Here is an 18,441-nt window from a genome sequence, read left to right as displayed (position 1 = left end):
TATCGTCGCTTTGTGCCTTGTCTGGAACAATTTTAGCGATCAGCAGTGCCTATTTGCGAATGTTCAACACGCCCTAGCTCTTTATTTTGAGCTGGCCGTACTCCAAGTATTTAACGCTTGCTGCCACTGCTGGCAACGATGCGCGATTTTATCAACGCTCAAATCCATAATATCGCCGACGACTGCGACATAACGAATAGGCAAACCTTGCAGCCCGGTAATATTCTCAGCGGTTAGACCGCCTATCACGCAGATATCTATATCTTGCTTGCATCCTGCTATAAGCTTCGAGCGCTCTATAGGCTGGGCATTAGGCTTAGTGGTTGAGCTAAAGATAGCGCCCATTGCAGCATAGCTTGCGCCTGCACTTTTCGCCTTAACGACCAAATCGACATCATCGTGGCAAGTCCGTCCAATTACTTGCTGACATCCCAAGCGCTGCCTAGCCGCCTCGATACTGCCGTCGCTCTGACCTAGATGCACGCCCACGCCTAGCTGCTCGGCGAGCGCCATATCGTCATTAATAACGACCGCAACCTTGTATCTTTTGGCAAGCGCTACGATTTGCAGCGCCTCTTGATAGAGCTTAGCGGCACCATTATCTGTAGCTAAAACTTGCTTACGGCGGATCTGAAGTAAGTGCACGACTCCTGTCGCTAAAGCCATCTCAAGCTTCGCCAGCAGCACTGGTAACTTGTCATCATTGGTCAATAGATACAGCTTAGGCACTAGCAAACTTGAGGATTTCAATAGCTCAGTCATATCGCGGGCGGCTCGATTTAAGTTCAGATGATTTATGGGTTCAAAATGTAAGACATAAAAGCTAAAGCTTAAGTCACATCTCAGCTCTAAAGATAAGTGTCATAAAAAAGGCTGTTATCTTAAATAACAGCCTAATCATAATTACAAACGTAGAATAGTCTTATACCGTACGGCGGCTCGCTAAGCTATTTAAGATGTTTTTAGCATCGCCCCAGCGTGTCGCTGAGCTATTAGCACCTAAGATCACAATGATAGCCGGACGATTATTGACGCGGGTTTCCATAACTACGCAGCGACCTGCTTCATTGATAAACCCGGTCTTCGAGATACCGATAGGATAGTTACCTGAGCGAACCAAACTGCTAGTATTGTTAGCTGAGTAAGTACGGTTACCACGGGCATAGTTGGCAACATAAAAGTCGTAGCTCTTTGTGGTAGAGAAGCGGCGGATCACATCATAGTTACCAGCAGCGCGTACCATTTTTACTAAGTCGTTTGCGGAAGCAACGTTACGCTTATCAAGTCCTGTCGGATCGCCAAAGAATGCAGAGGTCATACCGAGCTCTTGCGCTTTACGATTCATCGCGCGCATAAAGGCATCATAGCCGCCAGGATAGTTACGCGCTAAGCTTTTTGCTGCAGGGTTTTCAGACTTCATTAACGACATCAATAGCATCTCAGCACGATTCAATCGATCGCCTGATTTTAGGCGTGAGCTGGCACGTTTAGGCCCAATAAAATCCTCAGGTTCCAAGATAAGTTCCTCACGCATATCTAGACCACTATCTAGTACCACCATCGCTGTCATCACTTTAGTGATACTAGCCATAGGACGCGCTCTATCCGCATCTTTTTCATAAATAGATTCGCCAGTCTCCGCATCAATTACCGTCACACTACGAGAGTCAGTGCTGATCGGAATCATATCACTGCTGCCAAAGCTGCCATTGTAAGTCGTGTTATATCTATTATTAGCGTTGAATCTATTATTGCTGCTACCATAGCTACTAGCGTTAGTAATATTGGTAGTGCCGTAACCGTTATCTACTTTTTTAATGCTTGAACCATTATTAGCACGGCTGACAGTAGACGATTTGCTGTACATGATATTACGAGCTTCTGATAGACTATCAGCACCGCCCCAACTAACGCGCGCACTAGCTTCAGGGTTACCATTAATTGTAAGCGCTGCTTGCGCAACACCGCCCAAACTCATTGAAATTAGAGCAGCAACGAGCTGCTGTTTGGTTAATGATAAATGTCTCATTCTTCCCCCTGCGGTTGGTATGGCGTCAGTCACCGATTATAATAGACGACCGATAGATAAATAGCGTGAAACGATGATGGCTATGCGTCGCTTAATAACAATTAGCTTACTATCAGCTCTCTGTTGATATAGCCCAATAACGACTGGCAAATGATTACTAAGATAGTATTGTGTACTTTTAGTGTATCATGGTTTGTATTTTAGAGTAATCGACTATGCTGCATACGTAAACCTTTTTGAGTCTTAAGTAAACTTTGCTACATTTGCTTTAGTTTCTAGCAATATTTATTAACATTCCAGTAATATAATTCTATTCGCTTGTTATTTTTGGAGTTTTTATCTCTAAGGTTTTGATTAGTAATAGTTTTATTTTCAATCATAAATAATAGCTTATAGGGCGTGTTGAACATTCACAAATGTGCACTGCTGATCGCTAAAATAGTTCTAGTCTAAGGGAAAATTGCAGGTAATGCTTATTGCATTGGCTAGATTTTCGCAACGACTAGGGCGATTTTAGCATCAGCCCGCACTACAACAACAGGGACAGAACTATTTTTTGCCGCTTTATTGATAAAAATAGACGCTTAGAACGACTAAACTTACCATTTTTATCTGCAAATCGCCTAAAAAATAGTCTCTGTCAGTGCCATGGTCGAATGTTCAACACGCCCTAGTAAAAGTAGCAATCAAACACGCTGTGGACCGTATAATTAAGAGTATAACTATGATTAGAGTATTAGTAGTAGACGATCACGATCTGGTACGTATGGGTATCAGTCGGATGTTGGCCGATAGTGCTGATATCGAAGTCGTAGGGGAAGCTGATGGCGGCGACATGGCTATCAAACTGGCGCGTGATCTGACCCCTGATGTCATCTTGTTGGATGTCAATATGCCGAATATCGGCGGTCTAGAAGCGACTAAACGTTTGGTACAGCTCGGCATAGGCAGCAAGATTTTAGCAGTAAGCAGCGTCGTCACTCAGCCCTACCCTTCTATGCTGCTAAAAGCAGGCGTCAACGGTTATATCACTAAAGGAACGCCTCTTGATGAGATGATAAGAGCAATCAAAAAGGTACATCAAGGTGGGCGTTACTTCAGTCACGATGTGGCCGAGCAGTTAGCGGAAGTATTACTCTCTGATAAAGCCGGATCGCCTTTTGACTTATTAAGTGATAGAGAAAAGCAAGTAGCGATGATGGTAGTCAACTGTCAAAGCCCACAAGAAATCGCTGATCAGCTCTTTGTGAGTGTCAAAACCATCAATACTTACCGCTACCGTATCTACGAAAAAGTAGGCGTCGATAGCGATGTAAAGTTGACCCACTTAGCCATTCGTCATGGTTTAATACAGCCTTAATGACTAAAGCAAGGTTACACTTTAACTTTGTTTCACTCTGTACTCCCGCTGAGGTGATCTACTATGATGCTATTTTTATTGTACTGCTTCGATGCTTATACTTTATGACCCTATTAGCCAAAACGATGACTGTTATCAACAACTATCGTCAGCAAAACGATACGCTACCCTCCTCACAGCTGCGTCGATTGGGGCTGGTGTATAGCAGTTACCGTGTGGTTATTAATGTGTTTTTTTTGATATTAGCTTATGCGAATGCTAATGCTAATGCTAATGCTGATAATCTGCTTTTGCCTAGTTTATTACAGCAGACCGCGCTGATATTTTACACGCTACTTAGTATCATTCTACTGGGTTTATTTTATGTCGTACAAAAGCGCCCACAGCGCCAACTAAGCTTTGGTTTAGCGGTCGATATCATTATGCTCAGCTTGTTGCTTTATAGCAGTGGCGCGCCAGATTTACAACTGACGATGCTGTATATGGTGGTCGTTGCCGCAAGCTTTATGCTGCTTCCCGGCTCACAGGCGCTAGTCATCACTTTGCTCGCTGTTATATTTGTTATTTATCAACAGTTTTTTTATGCGCTCTCTAGTAGCATCAGCTTAGCAAATCTAGGCGACGCGCTGCTTATGTCGGCAAGCTTTTTGGTTGTTGGTTTTTTAACTTGGACGATATCGCAGCGCTTGCTACACGTCGAAAAAGTCTCCGCGCAGCAAGCGAAAGAAGTGGCCCGGCTCAACGATATCAACCAAGAAGTTATCAGCCAAATGATCAATGGCGTCATAGTCCTAGATCAGCAGCAGGTTGTACTGGCCAATCGCGCGACATATCAGCTATTAGACATCGATGAGACAAACAACGAGCTTGCAGGCTTCCATAAGCAATTAGCGCATCTACACACGCAGTTATTGCAGACTTGTTTGGCGGTACCTGCAGGACAATCAAGGCTGTTTACTTACGAGCTGCCAACGACTATAGAAGCTTCAATCATAGCGCGTTTACGAGTGCAAGTTATCCCGCTAAAAGACTATAGCCGCCTGATCATCTTAGAAGACTTACGCCGTGAACAAGCCAGCGCGCAGCAGCTCAAGCTTGCCTCGCTTGGACAGCTAACCGCTAGTATTGCGCATGAGATTCGTAACCCCTTATCCGCCATATCACAAGCTAGCCAGCTGCTTATGGAAGAGATTGATGCCGATCCTGTCAGTACTGATGACGCGTCAGTTAGGATAGCGGCTAACAGCGTCGATGATAGCAATTTTGAGCTATACAAGATGATATTCTCGCAAACCAAGCGCGTTAACAGAATTATTGAAGATGTGCTAAAGCTCTCCAAACGACAGCCGCCCAATAAACACAGCATTACGCTTGAGAGCTGGATGGTAGAGTTTATCGCTAACCATTTTAGTGGTCATGATGTGTTTTTATCCGGTAAAGTGCAGCCTCTTATTGTCTTTGATACTCATCAATTAGAGCAGATATTGATTAATTTAATCAACAATGGTTTGCGCTATAGTAGCTTATCTCATCCTCATGCTTACGTAGAAGTAGAGATTTATAGTCGGCGTAACGATGTTATAATCGATATTTTAGATAATGGCAAAGGGGTAAAAAGCGCTGACATTGAGCACTTATTTGAGCCGTTTTTTACCACTGATAAAGCCGGTACAGGCTTAGGCTTATATTTATCACAAGCGTTTAGTGAGGCTAATCAGGCGCGTTTAGTCTATGTCCCAGAGCACGAAAAAACCTGCTTTCGCTTGATCATTCCAGCTATTTTGACCGAGCAGGCTATAGCCGAGAGTGTGGACCTCTAAACAGATAAGAGTTCACTGGTGGCCGACTTTAGCTGCCTTTTAACCCATTAATCTATACTAACTGCTTTATACCCATTTTATTCGTTGAACACTGAAAGGTTATTTATGACAGCAACTGCACTGGTCGTCGATGACGAAGTAGATTTGTGCCGCTTAATGCAAATCACCCTGACTAAAATGGGCATCAAAAGCGATGTCGCTTATGATTTAGCGCAGGCAAAAGCTTACTGGCAAGACAATGAATACGATTTTTGTCTCACAGATCTGCAATTACCGGATGGATCAGGTCTTGATCTGGTCAAACTTATCAGCAGCAGCTCTACTGTGCCAGTGGCTGTCATAACCGCACATGGCAGTATGGACTTAGCTATCGAAGCGCTAAAATTAGGCGCATTTGATTTTGTCAATAAGCCTTTGGAGCTACCGCGTTTGCGGCAGTTGGTCGAAAACGCTCTAAAAGTCATTCGTCAAGATGATAGCGTTCAACCAGCAGACGCGAAGACGCCTGAACAGCAATTGCTAGACCAGCGCTTAATTGGCGACACCAAAGTCATGCATACGCTAAAATCGACTATCTTAAAGCTTGCCCGCTCGCAAGCACCGGTATTTTTATCAGGGGCTTCAGGGACAGGTAAAGAAGTCGCCGCTCGGCTCATTCATGACTTAAGTCCTCGACGTGAGGCGCATTTTGTTCCTGTCAACTGCGGCGCTATCCCCTCTGAGCTAATGGAGTCAGAGTTTTTCGGTCATAAAAAAGGCAGCTTTACGGGTGCAGTGGCTGACAAGCAAGGACTGTTTCAACAAGCCAATGGCGGGACGTTGTTTTTGGACGAAATTGCAGACTTATCTTTAGCTATGCAAGTCAAGCTCCTGCGCGCCATTCAAGAAAAAACCGTGCGCGCGATTGGCGATACCAAAGAGGTCGCCGTCGATATTCGCCTATTATCTGCCACTCATAAAGATCTGGCGCAGCTGGTAGCGGCTAACCACTTTAGACAAGACTTATACTACCGTATCAATGTCATTGAGCTAAAGCTACCTGCGCTTAACGAGCGTGCGCATGATATTCCGGCTTTGGCTCAGCATTTCTTAGCTTTGATTCGTGAGGAGTGGCAACTAGAAGGATCACCACAGCTCAGTGATGATGCTATTGGGCGTTTAAAGTTGCATCATTTCGCCGGTAACGTCCGTGAGCTACGTAATTTGTTAGAGCGAGCGATAACGTTAGCGGAGAGTGATATCATCGCAGCCGAGCACTTAGGATTACCGGAGGTTGAGGCGTCATTGTCTGAGCCATCCTATTGTGATCAGTCACAATCTACGACTGATCCGACTAGCCAAACTACGCCTTTATCCAACAGCGTAGTTGCGGCAGAGGATAGTTTACCAACGGATAATCCTCAAAAAGACACGAAAGCGAGTGTATCAGCAGCGATGCAAGAAAGTACCTCTGCTGAATTACCCGAAAAAGGCTTAGAGGCTTATCTACAGCAGCAAGAAAAACAGCTGATTGTCACTGCGCTGCAGCAGACTGGTTGGAATAAAACACAAGCTGCTGAGCTCTTAGGTACCACCTTTCGGTCGTTACGCTATCGCATGAAAAAACTTGGAATTGCTGAAGAGCAAACAGACTCATAACTACGCTAGTTATCAGCATAGTCTAGCCATTAAGAGCTACATACAGCTATATAATCAGCGCTCTAGCTACTTCACCGCTGGCTGGGCAACATGGCCTTTTCTAACCATATGAATTCCTGAGTTTTGTATTTTTGGGCGTAGTACGTCAAGTGCTTGCTGCTCCCATGAGCCTTCACTACCATTCAAAGTCACATCAGGCTGCACCCCAACTTTATCGATTTTTGCACCCTCTGTAGTTAGATAGTGGGCTACCGTTAGCTTGACGGCTTGCTCATCATTTAATGCGATTACCGACTGTACCGAGCCTTTACCGTAGCTTGTCTCCCCGGCGATAGTGGCGCGGTTCTGCGCCTTTAAGCTACTGGCTAACACCTCTGCTGCTGAGGCAGAATACCGGTTTTGTAAAATGACTACCGGCAACGGCGCAAGTAACGCGCTGCCTTTAGTCGCTAAGATACGTGGATCGCCTTGACGGCCTTTAACTTGTACCACATCCGTATCTTTCATAAAAAGGCTGGCGACATCGATTGCCGAGGTCAGCACCCCGCCTGGATTATCTCGTACGTCTAACAGCACTCCAGTGATAGGCGCGTCTAAATCAATCAGACTTTGCACTATTTTTTCGCGCGTTGTTTCTTGAAACGATGGTAGTTTTACAATAGCCACGCCATCTAGCAAACGCGTATCTATCTTCTGTGTACGCGTATGATTACGCTGGAGCGTCACTGCGCGTTTACGTCGTCCGGCTTTTGATACGATGACATCGATTTGTGAGCCGGCAATACCGGTTAATAATTGCTTGATATCATTAGGCGCACGTTCATCATCAAGCTTAAACTCGCCCACTTGGTGTAAATAATCTCCGACAGTCACGCCTTTTTGGTCTGCAGGTGAATCTTTTATCACTTCAGTCACGACCCAATGATCAGCATCCGCTTGATAGTGCGCTTCGATACCGACATCACCCACATCGCCTTGGGTAAAAGCGCGTAAGTTTTCATACGCCTCAGCATCCAAAAACTCTGCATGACTATCAAGCTTGGTCAGCATACCGCTCATAGCATTATTGAATAACACTTCATCATTGACCGGATCTATATACTCGCGGCGCACCAAATCAACGACAGCGACAAAGGTTTTAAGGGTCTCAGGAGAGATGGCTTTGAGCGATACGTTCGCCACTTCACGCGGTACCTCTTCATAGTCATCTTCAATATCGTCTGCTAATGGGCTGCTTGTACTATCGCCAAAGGCATCGATATCATCATTGTCATCACTGTCATCCTCTGGCCAATCTTGGCTTTGATCAGAAGCGCTGGTATCGTCTTCTAAAAAACCATCACTCCGATTATCAGTGCTGCTGTCAATCATTGGCCTGTTATCTTGTAAGCTGATCAGCTGCAGATTAGCAGTAGTATCGGTGTCCTGCTTTTGTTGCTCACCAGCTTTGTCTATCACTTTTATCTGATCATCATTGAGCGCAGCGTGCGCAGGCCCATTCAAGCCGAACACCGCTAATAGACAAGGGCTCAGCATAGCTCGGAGCACTTGCTGCTGACTCACCGGTATTACCAAAAGAAGATTTTTGAGAGCAGATAAAGGCATAGGAAAACTCACCTGAAAAATAAATAATTTTATTATATAACACCATAAGATAGCTTAAGGCTATGATAAAAACCACTTAAAGTCGGCTTGATAACCAATAAACTTTAAAAGTCATAAAAGCAAAAACTATAGAGGACAAAGCTTGCACAGCAAAGCATAAAAAAGGGAAGAATAATCTCTACTCTTCCCTTTTTCTATCTTTGGCAAATGCTGATAAGACCGTTTAAATCGCCGATTATAAGTACGCTTTAGAACTACTTATCGATTTAAGCTTATCGACTTAAGCGTTAGCGATCAGTAAGTTTTCACCAGTCATCTCGCTTGGGACTTCTAGCTCCATCAACGAAAGTATCGTTGGCGCGACATCACTTAATCGGCCACCGCTACGTACTTTGACATCCCTGTCACCAATATAAATCAGTGGCACATGCTCAGTGGTATGCTGAGTATGCACCTGCCCGCTCTCATAGTCTTGCATCTGCTCGCAGTTACCATGATCAGCAGTAATAAGCATATCTCCACCAGCGGCGCGCACCGCTGTCTTAACGCGGCCGATACAGACATCTAATGCCTCTACCGCCTTGACTGCTGCATCAAAGATACCGGTATGCCCTACCATATCGCCATTAGCATAGTTGACGATCAGCACATCATACTGACCAGACTCAATAGCTTCAACGAGCTCATCGGTCACCTCCGGCGCACTCATCTCTGGCTGTAGGTCGTAAGTTGCCACATCTGGTGAAGGCACTAAAATGCGATCTTCTCCAGTAAACTCCTCTTCACGGCCGCCACTGAAGAAAAAGGTCACATGCGCATACTTCTCTGTCTCGGCGATGCGTAGCTGCGTCTTACCTTGGTTTTGTAAGTACTCGCCTAAAGTGTTGCTGAGTGATGTCGGATGATAAGCGATGCTCGTTTTGGGGTTGTCCGCGAGCACGTCTGAGTACTTAGTCAACATAACAAAAGCGGCGAGCTTTGGCTGCTTATGACGCGCAAAACCTGAGAATTCATGATCAGGCAGTACAAAAGCTTGTGCCAATTCACGCGCACGATCAGCACGGAAATTCATAAAAATTACCGCATCGTCATTCTCGACAGTGCATGGGGTTTCGCCATGCTCGATAACGGTAGTTGGACTGACAAACTCGTCAGTCTCGCGCGCTTTATAGGCTGCTTGAATGGCGCCATCCGCCCGCGTTGACATGCGCTCCGCTTTCCCTTCGGTAATCAGCTCGTAAGCTTTTTGTACGCGATCCCAGCGGTTATCACGATCCATAGCATAGTAACGACCGATGATACTGGCTATCTGTACGTTGCCTTCGTAGTGCAAGTTTAGTTTATTTAAATACTCTCGCAAACGATTGATATATTTATCCGCAGATTTAGGCGGCGTGTCACGACCATCTAAGAAGCAATGTACAAAAACGTTTTTGGCACCGTGAACGAGCGCGGAGTGACACATACCCTCAATATGATCTTGATGCGCATGCACACCGCCATCAGAGAGCAGGCCCATAATATGCACATTACCGCCAAGCTCATTAGCCGCTTTTACCGCACCTACTAGCGCTTCATTCTTGTAAAACTCACGACTCTCAAGCTCGCTTGAGATGAGCGTTGAGTCCTGGTAAAGAATACGTCCAGCGCCCAGATTCATATGACCGACTTCAGAGTTACCAAACTGACCCGGCGGCAGTCCAACGTCTTCTCCTGAGCCTGAAATTAATCCGTGCGGATACTGCTGATAAATCTGATCTAAGTTTGGCATATTGGCGGCAGCAATAGCATTATCGTCATTTTCTTCACGATGCCCAAAGCCATCTAATATCATTAATACGTGTGGCGTTTTTTTATTTTGCTGATCGCTGTACTGGGTCTTGTCGTTGATAGACTCTGATGGTTGTTGCTTACTAGCCATAGATTACCGCTCCTCAAATGAATGAAAACCTGTACTGCTTAAATAGTGAGATATTGTCAATCGAATACATGTACGCAACTGGGCTTTATTGATTCAGACAATATAAAGTGGTCTATATTAGCACACATCTTGAAATTGCTGAAAAATCGGCTTTTTATCTTCCTCTCTACTGATATATGGCAACTATTCGTGCAAATAACAAAGGGTATCAATCTGTAAATCAGACTTGCAATACCTAATTTCATTGGTTAAGATAAAACTATTCTGAAGTGTTGGCTAGTAGATGTTTATTCCCTGAGCCGATAATGCTTTACCAGGATGTGCTACCTATTGCTTCATTGTGTATGCCTGCACTGCTTGCAGTGTATCAGGAAACCTGCCGAGGCAATGACACATCCGCCCTGAACTTCACGGTTCATGGGTTACCATCTTACGGCGACACTTTGGTTGTTACATTCGGTTAGGTGTTCTTATTTATAGCGAATACAGTAATATTCAATAAAGAGAGCACCAACCACCAAAAAGCCCCTATCTTATGCAGATAGGGGCTTTTTTTATGGACGTTCAAAATAGGAAATTAAAATTTTTAAAGACCCTACAATCTTAAAGACCACCCAAAGCGATACAAAAACCTAGCACTATAAGAGATTGAGCATTACTGGCTATTCGTCATTAGCCGATTTAGTGATTTTTTTGACATCTTTAGGTACATTTTTGGCCGTGCCATCTACTGTCGTATGCTGCTTAAACACATCGCTGAACGGGTTTTGTTGCTGTTGACCGAATGGATTTTGTTGATTGTTCATGCCGCCAAACGGGTTCTGCCCGCCCATACCGCCAAACGGGTTTTGACCACCCATGCCGCCCATACCACCAGCGCCGCCCATTTGCTTAGCCATCATCTCCATCATCTTCTGCTGATTATTCATAACATAATTATTGGCTTTATCTTTGAGTAGCTTTTGCACTGGCGGCAGGACCACCAATAGCGCTAATACGTCGCTAATGACCCCAGGTATTAATAGTAAGATGCCAGCAACCGCCATCGCGACACTTTTTAGCATAGTAGATTCTTGCGGGCGCATAGCTGGGTTCATCATACCGCCAGCTTTCATCTGCTGCGCCATCGGGTTCAGAGCTACCATGCCTTTACGTATAAGCGAGATACCGATCACTGCGGCAATAATAAACCACATAAATACAAGCCAGCCACTGGTGAACTGGGCAATCAAATACCAAACCAGCATCTCAATAATAAACCAAACAATGGCAATCCCAACTATCTGACCCATGACGTGTCGTCCTTAAAATAAACTTAAAAAATTAAAATGGCTAACATATGATGTATATGGGGATGGCTTGCTATACTATCAAACTTGTAGCGCATTTTTAAGTAAATAGTCATCTGATAAATGACTTTATATTGACCTAGATGCGAAGACAGTAATCACTAGCAAAACAATCAAGATAGTGGAGAGTTATGGCAATTATCATCGGAATCGATCCGGGCTCACGTATGACAGGGTATGGCATCATACGGCAAACAGGCGACAAGCTGAGTTATATAGATGCCGGCACCATTCGCACCGATACCAAAGAGATGCCTGAACGCTTAAAACGTATCTTCAATGGTTTAACTCGCATCACTCAGCATCACCTCAAATACGCTGATGAGCCTATTTATACCGCTATCGAGCAAGTATTTATGGCCGACAACCCAGATTCAGCGCTTAAATTAGGGCAAGCACGCGGCGCCGCTATCGCCGCTATGGTGGCGCTAGATCTAGAAGTATCCGAATATACCGCTCGGCAAATCAAACAAGCAGTCTGCGGCTATGGCGCAGCTGCCAAAGAGCAAGTGCAAGATATGGTATGCCGTATTTTGACCTTAGAGGTGGTGCCGCAGCAAGACGCCGCTGATGGTCTCGCCTGCGCCATTTGTCACGCGCACTCTAGCCACTCAATGAATAAGCTCATTCTCAATAGCGCACTACGAGGCCGCAGCTCCTCTAAGAAAAAGGGTCGCTGGCGTTTAAGCGAAGAGGATTTAGGCAACCTAAATTGACAGTATCAGTTATGTTCTAATAAATAGATCAAAAGCTATAAAAAATTTTGTAATAAAAAAACGCGCTAATATCAGCGCGTTTTTACGATATGGCGGTACAGGTTTGTTAGGTTCTAGTTTAGATAGACCACTACTTATTCAGAGCTATTGTCCACTAACGTACTTTCGATCACTCTATCTAGTACATAAGCGTATTGTGAATCGGCATTATCGACTAATACGGTATCAGTATCTGTCTTGAAGCGCTGCAGACGCAATATCTCATTATGCTGACCATCATGCTGATAACCATCAATGCTGCCTGCAAAGTCCATATATTGCCCTTCGCTGGTCTTTAAGCCTTGATCATCATAAGTGATTGGCCGTACTTGCAAGCACATCTGCGTCTCATTATCCTGACACGGCGCTGATTCCGCTGCCACTTCCCAAAATATAGTCTCGCCATTACTATTGTACTTGGCTTGTAATGTCAGTCTACCTCTCCAAACTAAAGTACTATCATCGCTAGTAACTTGCGTTAACATTGGGGTTTCAGCGTTACTGGCCGTAGCTGATATGCTGATCTGACTCTCCCCTTGCATAAGCTGATTAAGCTTGGTTTCCGCTTTATCAAGCTCGCCACAAGACATTTTGGTGCTCATACTTTCACTAATCGTCAATGTATCACCTGTGAGCGCAAAAGATGCGCCCATCGTGTTGCAGCCAACGCTATAGTTCAAGATATCATTGTTTTGCAAATTAACCAGCAAAGTCACTTGTTCTTTGATAGGCGTAAGCGAGGTAATCGGCTGATCGTTATTATCCGTCGCTGTCGCTAATACCCAGCGGTAATCACTAAGCTTGGTCAATAGCTGATCCTCAGCACTTATTGACTCAGCAGTGCTAACGCTATCATTAGCATCAACCTCTGCTGCCACTTCACGCTCTTCATTAGCCGCCGCATTAGCATCCTCATTATCTGCTGCTGGAGTGTTGTTACTACAAGCACTCAAAGTCATTGCTGCTGCTAGCAAACTGGGCAAAAAAGCCGTTTTTAACGTGGTTCTCACAGCTGGTGGGTTCGTCGTCGTTAGCATAGGCAATCTCTCTTTTAAAACAAGTCTAAATTTTTACAGGTTTACGTTACTTTTTAGGGTTTACGTTACGTGGATACTATTTATAATTATTCATCATACTTATCGCAATAAACGACTATACCAGTATAGACTGAGCCGTTTATTGTTTATATATCTTAGGGCTTATATATCTTATTTAAGAGTCAGACTTAGGCTTTGCCATAACCTTAATGCTAAAACGCTCATGCATGCTGTTATAAAAGCGTGCAAGATTGTCGCCTTGCTCTAAAGGATTGACTTTCAGAGCCTTACCGAAATCAAGACCTAAATACAGTACGATATCAGCAAAAGTGAGATGATCGGTGACTAAATAGTCGCGGCCTTCAAGGGCATTGTCAAAGTAAGGTAAAGCTTTAACAGCGCGAGCAATTGACGGCGCTACAAACTCTGGTACTTGCTCGACCCGCTGAGCTTTAGAAGGGTGGCTATGCTGAAACGCTAGCATATAATTGTACAGTACTTCAAACTCAGCAATACGGCGCATAGCACAGACTTGCGCGCGCTGTACCACATCATTACCCATCACCGAGCGCTCGCCATAAACGCGGTCAAGATATTCGCAGACTGCCTGCGAGTCATTGAGCACAGTGCCATCGCCTAAAGTCAGCACTGGCACAGTTTGCATTGGATTGATATCAGTAAAAGACTCTGAGAACTGCTCATTGCGAGCAAAGTCAATATCCACCACACTCAGATCATTCATATCGTCAACATCGATGCCTTTTGAGGCCAATAGAATAATCGCTTTACGTGGATTGGGTGCCGTGCGCGTAATATATAGCTTTTTCATAGTAACTTCCCTGTAAGTGAATGAGTTTTGGTTGACTGTAAGAGCTTTAGTATGGTTAATTAGCATTACTAATTCGCACTGTTAATTAACCGTACTAAATAATATTTATTTTAGCTTTATAATTATGTAGCGCTGCCTAATGATCAGCCTACTTTGCTTATCATAGCAAACCTGATTAAAACTTTTGCTACGAATAGTAAAAAAGCTCTACAACTTTATGTCATAGAGCTTTTATTGAATACTGGCTATTAAGTTACTTTTTATTAAAACCACATATTAAAGCCACGTATTACAGTAACGTCTTAAAGTAACTTAATTCAAAGCCGCTTATTTGTTTGGCGCTGGAGTGGTACGCAAATAAGGCTTCACTTCAGTATGGCCTTTTGGATAGTTAGCAGCGATATCTTCGTTTTTAACACTCGGTGGAATGATAACGTCATCGCCTTCTTTCCAATCAACAGGCGTGGCTACATTGTACTCATCCGATAATTGCATAGCATCAATGACGCGCACGATCTCATCAAAGTTACGGCCACAGCTGGCTGGATAAGTCAGCGTTAAGCGCACCTTTTTATTTGGATCGATAATAAATACGCTACGGACTGTGGCAGTATCATCAGCGTTGGGGTGAATCATGTCATAAAGATCAGCCACTTTACGATCGGAATCGGCAATGATAGGGAAATTCACGGCAGTGCCTTGAGTTTCTTCAATATCCTTCGCCCAGCCCTTATGATCATCTAAACCGTCTACTGACAAGGCGATTGGCTTGACATTACGTTTTTGAAACTCGCCGCCTAGCGCTGCGGTACGGCCCAGCTCTGTCGTACAAACTGGCGTGTAATCTGAAGGATGCGAGAAAAGCACCACCCAGCTATCACCTGCCCAATCATAAAAATTAATATTGCCTTCGGTTGTGACTGCATCAAAATTTGGAGCGTCGTCACCTAAACGTAAAACTGCCATAATAGTATCCTTGTTATTAGTGTTTGAAATTATTAATGTTTCAGCGTCAGCGCCTACAGGGCTGCCACGCTGTATTGTTATCATAGCTATATAACGTTGTACAACTATATAGCTATATCTAGTAAACAAGCTTCTCTAGCTTACCAAAACAGTTATGAATGTCTTGTGAGATATTGTAATGCGCTTATTCTGTTTAGTGATAAGCAAAAAGCCCACTCCTAGATTACTAGAAATGGGCTCATTTGCAAACTAATATTGATAGTTCATGTTGATAGTTAAGATCAATACCTAAGCTGGCTTATAACTATCACGTAAGCTGACGATTTGATTGAATACTGGCTTATCAGCGCTGTGCTCTTCGCTATCTGAGATGAAGTAACCTTCGCGCTCAAACTGGAAGCGCGTGCCAGCATCCGCGTGCGCAAGCGATGGCTCCACGACCGCATTTAACACCGTCAAAGAATTCGGGTTCAGCGCCTCATGCACATCACTTACGCTACTGGGATCTTCTGCGCTAAATAAAGGCTCATAGAGTCGTACCGTTGCTGGCACACCTTGATCGGCTGAGACCCAATGAATGACGCCTTTGACTTTTCGGCCTTTAGGATTATTGCCTAGTGTCGCCGGGTCAATAGTTGCTTTGAGCTCAACCACGTCGCCATTATCATCGGTAATGTGCTCAGTGACCGCAAGCACATACGTATTACGCAAACGAATTTCAGGTTTTTCTGGGGATAGGCGCTTATAACCCGCCGGCGGCACGATCTCATAATCGCCTTGATCGATATAAAGGGTTTGGGTAAAAGGAATCTCGCGCGCGCCCATCTCGACATTAGGATGCTTGGGCTGAGTCAGCCATAAGGTTTGACTGTCTTCATCAAAGCGCGCGGCGACGCTATCAGCTTTTAAATCTTGCCACTGGCTCACCGCCTCGGTGAAGTTGGTAATCGTGACTTTTAACGGTTTGAGTACTGCCATACCGCGTGCGGTGGTCGTCTCCAAAGATTGGCGAATACTGAACTCGAGCAGGCGCATGTCAGTGACGCCATCGGCTTTGGCGATACCAACGCGAGCACAGAAATCACGTAGCCCCTCTGGCGTATAGCCACGGCGACGCATACCCGCTATTGTTGGCATACGCGGATCATCCCAACCTTCAACGATGCCTTCATCGACGAGCTGCTTAAGCTTACGCTTACTGGTCAAAGTATGATCGACATTTAAGCGGCTAAACTCATACTGATGCGGCGGTATGTCAAAGCCAATCTTCTCGACAATCCAGTTATAAAAGGGACGATGATCCTCAAATTCTAGTGTACAGAGTGAGTGAGTAATACCTTCTATAGCGTCCGACAAAGGATGGGCAAAATCATACATCGGATAGATGCACCATTTATCGCCCGTTTGATGATGCTCTTGATGCATGACCCGATAGATAATAGGATCGCGCATATTCATATTGGCATCAGACATATCGATCTTGGCACGCAGCACGGCTTCGCCATCGGCAAATTTGCCATCTTTCATATCGGCGAAGCGCTGCAAATTATCTTGCACGCTAGCATCGCGCTGCGGCGAGGGCTTGCCAGGCTCGGTAAAAGAGCCACGGTTATCGCGGATTTGCTCAGGGGTTTGCAAATCGACATATGCATCGCCTTGCTCGATCAATTGTACCGCCCACGCATGCAGCTGATCAAAATAGCTCGATGCATGTAGCGCCTCGCCTGCCCACTCAAAGCCTAACCACTGGACGTCCTTTTCTATATTGTCGATATAGTCCTGCTTTTCAGCGGTCGGATTGGTATCGTCATAACGCAAATGACAAAGGCCATCGAACTCTTCAGCCACCCCAAAGTTAAGACAAATAGACTTGACGTGTCCTAAATGCAAATAGCCGTTAGGCTCAGGCGGGAAACGGGTCACGATTTGCTCGTATTTTTGCTCTTTTATATCTTCACGAATAATATTACGAATAAAGTCGTTTTTCGGCTCATCTTTTTTTATATCATTGCTCGCGTTATTACTAGGTTTGGCGCTCATTAATCATTGCTCCTAAGCCACTTATTAGCGGCTTGAATTAAAATAATTATAAAATTAAGAATAAAGGTAGAGTTGCGTTATTCTATCAGCTTTTGCAAACTCATTAACAGCTAGATACATGACATCAGGCAAAAAAGCCGTTAGACTGACCTCTAAATTAACACTGCCTCTTATGAGCGAAAAGGAATATCTATGCATGCTATCAAAACATTCGGGTTTGCCAGCTTATTTGCCCCTTTGTTTATATTAGGTTGTGCCAGCACCAATACTAACAACACAATGGTTTCAGACACTCAGCCCAATTCACTTTCCAACACCAACAATCAGGAGACAACCATGAGCGATATGCCAGTAGTACAGTTAGAGACGTCAATGGGTGATATCACTATTGAACTCAATGAAGAGAAAGCACCAAAAACCGTAGAAAACTTCTTAAACTACGTCAACTCAGGTCATTATGAAGGCACTATCTTTCACCGCGTTATTGATGGCTTTATGATTCAAGGCGGCGGCATGGACGCCCAAATGAATGAGAAAAAAACCAACGCACCAATCGAAAACGAAGCGGATAATGGCCTTAAGAACGATAAAGGCACTATCGCTATGGCGCGCACTCAAGACCCGCATTCAGCCACTAGCCAATTCTTTATCAATGTCAAAGACAACGACTTCTTGAACCACTCGGGCAAAAACATGCAAGGTTGGGGTTACACGGTATTTGGTAAAGTCACCGACGGTATGGATGTGATTGAAAAAATGCGCAGCGTTGCAACAGGCCGTTTTGGTATGCATGCTGATGTGCCAAACGAGCCTATCACTATCAACTCTGCTAAAGTCGTTTCTCAATAAGCAAACGCTAGCTGAGAAAGATAGCTGTAGTAATATCAGTATAAAAACGATCCAGCGGAACTGGAATTAATTTTGCGCAACATCGAAACAGCGTAGGCACAGCACGCTAGGAAAATTTATACCAGTTCCGCGCTAAAATATAATGTATCTGTTTTATTTAAAATAAACTAGGGCGTGTTGAACATTCGCAAATAGGCACTGCTGATCGCTAAAATTGTTCCAGACAAGGCACAAAGCGACGAT

The 18,441-nt window shown here is 44.5% G+C and carries 14 protein-coding genes and 1 other RNA gene; 6 read left to right on the top strand and 9 right to left on the bottom strand.

Annotation, left to right across the window (positions count from 1 at the left end; all coding sequences use genetic code 11):
* Positions 1-81: 81 nt before the first annotated feature.
* On the bottom strand, positions 82-762 hold the full coding sequence (locus AAEY83_RS11955) for a thiamine phosphate synthase (RefSeq protein ID WP_037059944.1): 681 nt from the start codon (positions 760-762) through the stop codon (positions 82-84).
* Positions 763-922: 160 nt separating this feature from the next.
* Entirely contained in the window at positions 923-2,029 is a 1,107-nt protein-coding gene (locus AAEY83_RS11950; RefSeq protein ID WP_025647319.1) for a serine hydrolase, read from the bottom strand.
* Between the two features lie 724 nt (positions 2,030-2,753).
* On the opposite strand from AAEY83_RS11950, the gene AAEY83_RS11945 reads away from it, so the two are divergent.
* From AAEY83_RS11945 to AAEY83_RS11935, 3 genes are all read left to right on the top strand, one after another.
* On the top strand, positions 2,754-3,389 hold the full coding sequence (locus tag AAEY83_RS11945; RefSeq protein WP_025647321.1) for a response regulator: 636 nt from the start codon (positions 2,754-2,756) through the stop codon (positions 3,387-3,389).
* A gap of 104 nt (positions 3,390-3,493) precedes the next feature.
* On the top strand, positions 3,494-5,209 hold the full coding sequence (locus tag AAEY83_RS11940) for a sensor histidine kinase (RefSeq protein WP_025647323.1): 1,716 nt from the start codon (positions 3,494-3,496) through the stop codon (positions 5,207-5,209).
* 105 nt (positions 5,210-5,314) lie between these two features.
* Complete coding sequence (locus AAEY83_RS11935; RefSeq protein WP_025647325.1) at positions 5,315-6,847, top strand: sigma-54-dependent transcriptional regulator; 1,533 nt, start codon at positions 5,315-5,317, stop codon at positions 6,845-6,847.
* A gap of 66 nt (positions 6,848-6,913) precedes the next feature.
* On the opposite strand, the gene AAEY83_RS11930 is transcribed toward AAEY83_RS11935, so the two are convergent.
* Positions 6,914-8,452, bottom strand: a complete 1,539-nt coding sequence (locus tag AAEY83_RS11930; protein ID WP_025647327.1) for a S41 family peptidase — start codon at positions 8,450-8,452, stop codon at positions 6,914-6,916.
* Positions 8,453-8,732: 280 nt separating this feature from the next.
* Positions 8,733-10,373, bottom strand: a complete 1,641-nt coding sequence (gpmI, locus tag AAEY83_RS11925; RefSeq protein WP_025647329.1) for a 2,3-bisphosphoglycerate-independent phosphoglycerate mutase — start codon at positions 10,371-10,373, stop codon at positions 8,733-8,735.
* A 258-nt stretch (positions 10,374-10,631) separates the two neighbouring features.
* Here gpmI and ssrS point away from each other — a divergent pair.
* Positions 10,632-10,827: non-coding RNA, 6S RNA (ssrS, locus tag AAEY83_RS11920), on the top strand.
* Between the two features lie 208 nt (positions 10,828-11,035).
* Here ssrS and AAEY83_RS11915 read toward each other — a convergent pair.
* Positions 11,036-11,665 (bottom strand): FxsA family protein, encoded by a 630-nt coding sequence (locus tag AAEY83_RS11915; RefSeq protein WP_025647331.1) that lies wholly within the window; start codon positions 11,663-11,665, stop codon positions 11,036-11,038.
* 188 nt (positions 11,666-11,853) lie between these two features.
* Here AAEY83_RS11915 and ruvC point away from each other — a divergent pair, with 188 nt between their 5' ends.
* Positions 11,854-12,438: a crossover junction endodeoxyribonuclease RuvC gene (gene ruvC / locus AAEY83_RS11910; protein WP_025647333.1), complete on the top strand. Its 585-nt coding sequence runs from the start codon at positions 11,854-11,856 to the stop codon at positions 12,436-12,438.
* 134 nt (positions 12,439-12,572) lie between these two features.
* Here the strand turns inward: ruvC and AAEY83_RS11905 are convergent, their stop codons facing one another.
* From AAEY83_RS11905 to AAEY83_RS11890, 4 genes are all read right to left on the bottom strand, one after another.
* Positions 12,573-13,514, bottom strand: a complete 942-nt coding sequence (locus AAEY83_RS11905; protein WP_025647335.1) for an META domain-containing protein — start codon at positions 13,512-13,514, stop codon at positions 12,573-12,575.
* A 175-nt stretch (positions 13,515-13,689) separates the two neighbouring features.
* Positions 13,690-14,343, bottom strand: coding sequence for a glutathione S-transferase family protein (locus tag AAEY83_RS11900; protein ID WP_025647338.1), 654 nt, complete (start codon positions 14,341-14,343; stop codon positions 13,690-13,692).
* A gap of 327 nt (positions 14,344-14,670) precedes the next feature.
* Positions 14,671-15,309: a peroxiredoxin gene (locus AAEY83_RS11895; RefSeq protein ID WP_025647340.1), complete on the bottom strand. Its 639-nt coding sequence runs from the start codon at positions 15,307-15,309 to the stop codon at positions 14,671-14,673.
* Between the two features lie 288 nt (positions 15,310-15,597).
* The gene (locus AAEY83_RS11890; RefSeq protein WP_025647342.1) at positions 15,598-17,349 is read right to left on the bottom strand and encodes a glutamine--tRNA ligase/YqeY domain fusion protein; all 1,752 of its coding nucleotides are present in this window, start codon (positions 17,347-17,349) and stop codon (positions 15,598-15,600) included.
* A gap of 336 nt (positions 17,350-17,685) precedes the next feature.
* On the opposite strand from AAEY83_RS11890, the gene AAEY83_RS11885 reads away from it, so the two are divergent.
* Positions 17,686-18,198 carry a peptidylprolyl isomerase gene (locus AAEY83_RS11885; RefSeq protein WP_025647344.1) on the top strand — a complete coding sequence of 171 codons (513 nt, stop codon included), beginning with the start codon at positions 17,686-17,688 and terminating at the stop codon, positions 18,196-18,198.
* Positions 18,199-18,441 lie beyond the last annotated feature (243 nt).

Source organism: Psychrobacter sp. TB20-MNA-CIBAN-0197, from assembly GCF_040309765.1.
GTDB lineage: Bacteria > Pseudomonadota > Gammaproteobacteria > Pseudomonadales > Moraxellaceae > Psychrobacter > Psychrobacter submarinus.
The sequence above is the reverse complement of the archived record's forward strand: the minus strand, read 5'-3'. Positions and strand labels throughout refer to the sequence as shown.

Coding starts and splice junctions, on each gene's coding strand:
- AAEY83_RS11955 (WP_037059944.1), bottom strand. CDS start 762: ATGACTGAGCTATTGAAATCCTCAAGTTTGCTAGTGCCTAAGCTGTAT.
- AAEY83_RS11950 (WP_025647319.1), bottom strand. CDS start 2,029: ATGAGACATTTATCATTAACCAAACAGCAGCTCGTTGCTGCTCTAATT.
- AAEY83_RS11945 (WP_025647321.1), top strand. CDS start 2,754: ATGATTAGAGTATTAGTAGTAGACGATCACGATCTGGTACGTATGGGT.
- AAEY83_RS11940 (WP_025647323.1), top strand. CDS start 3,494: ATGACCCTATTAGCCAAAACGATGACTGTTATCAACAACTATCGTCAG.
- AAEY83_RS11935 (WP_025647325.1), top strand. CDS start 5,315: ATGACAGCAACTGCACTGGTCGTCGATGACGAAGTAGATTTGTGCCGC.
- AAEY83_RS11930 (WP_025647327.1), bottom strand. CDS start 8,452: ATGCCTTTATCTGCTCTCAAAAATCTTCTTTTGGTAATACCGGTGAGT.
- gpmI (WP_025647329.1), bottom strand. CDS start 10,373: ATGGCTAGTAAGCAACAACCATCAGAGTCTATCAACGACAAGACCCAG.
- AAEY83_RS11915 (WP_025647331.1), bottom strand. CDS start 11,665: ATGGGTCAGATAGTTGGGATTGCCATTGTTTGGTTTATTATTGAGATG.
- ruvC (WP_025647333.1), top strand. CDS start 11,854: ATGGCAATTATCATCGGAATCGATCCGGGCTCACGTATGACAGGGTAT.
- AAEY83_RS11905 (WP_025647335.1), bottom strand. CDS start 13,514: ATGCTAACGACGACGAACCCACCAGCTGTGAGAACCACGTTAAAAACG.
- AAEY83_RS11900 (WP_025647338.1), bottom strand. CDS start 14,343: ATGAAAAAGCTATATATTACGCGCACGGCACCCAATCCACGTAAAGCG.
- AAEY83_RS11895 (WP_025647340.1), bottom strand. CDS start 15,309: ATGGCAGTTTTACGTTTAGGTGACGACGCTCCAAATTTTGATGCAGTC.
- AAEY83_RS11890 (WP_025647342.1), bottom strand. CDS start 17,349: ATGAGCGCCAAACCTAGTAATAACGCGAGCAATGATATAAAAAAAGAT.
- AAEY83_RS11885 (WP_025647344.1), top strand. CDS start 17,686: ATGAGCGATATGCCAGTAGTACAGTTAGAGACGTCAATGGGTGATATC.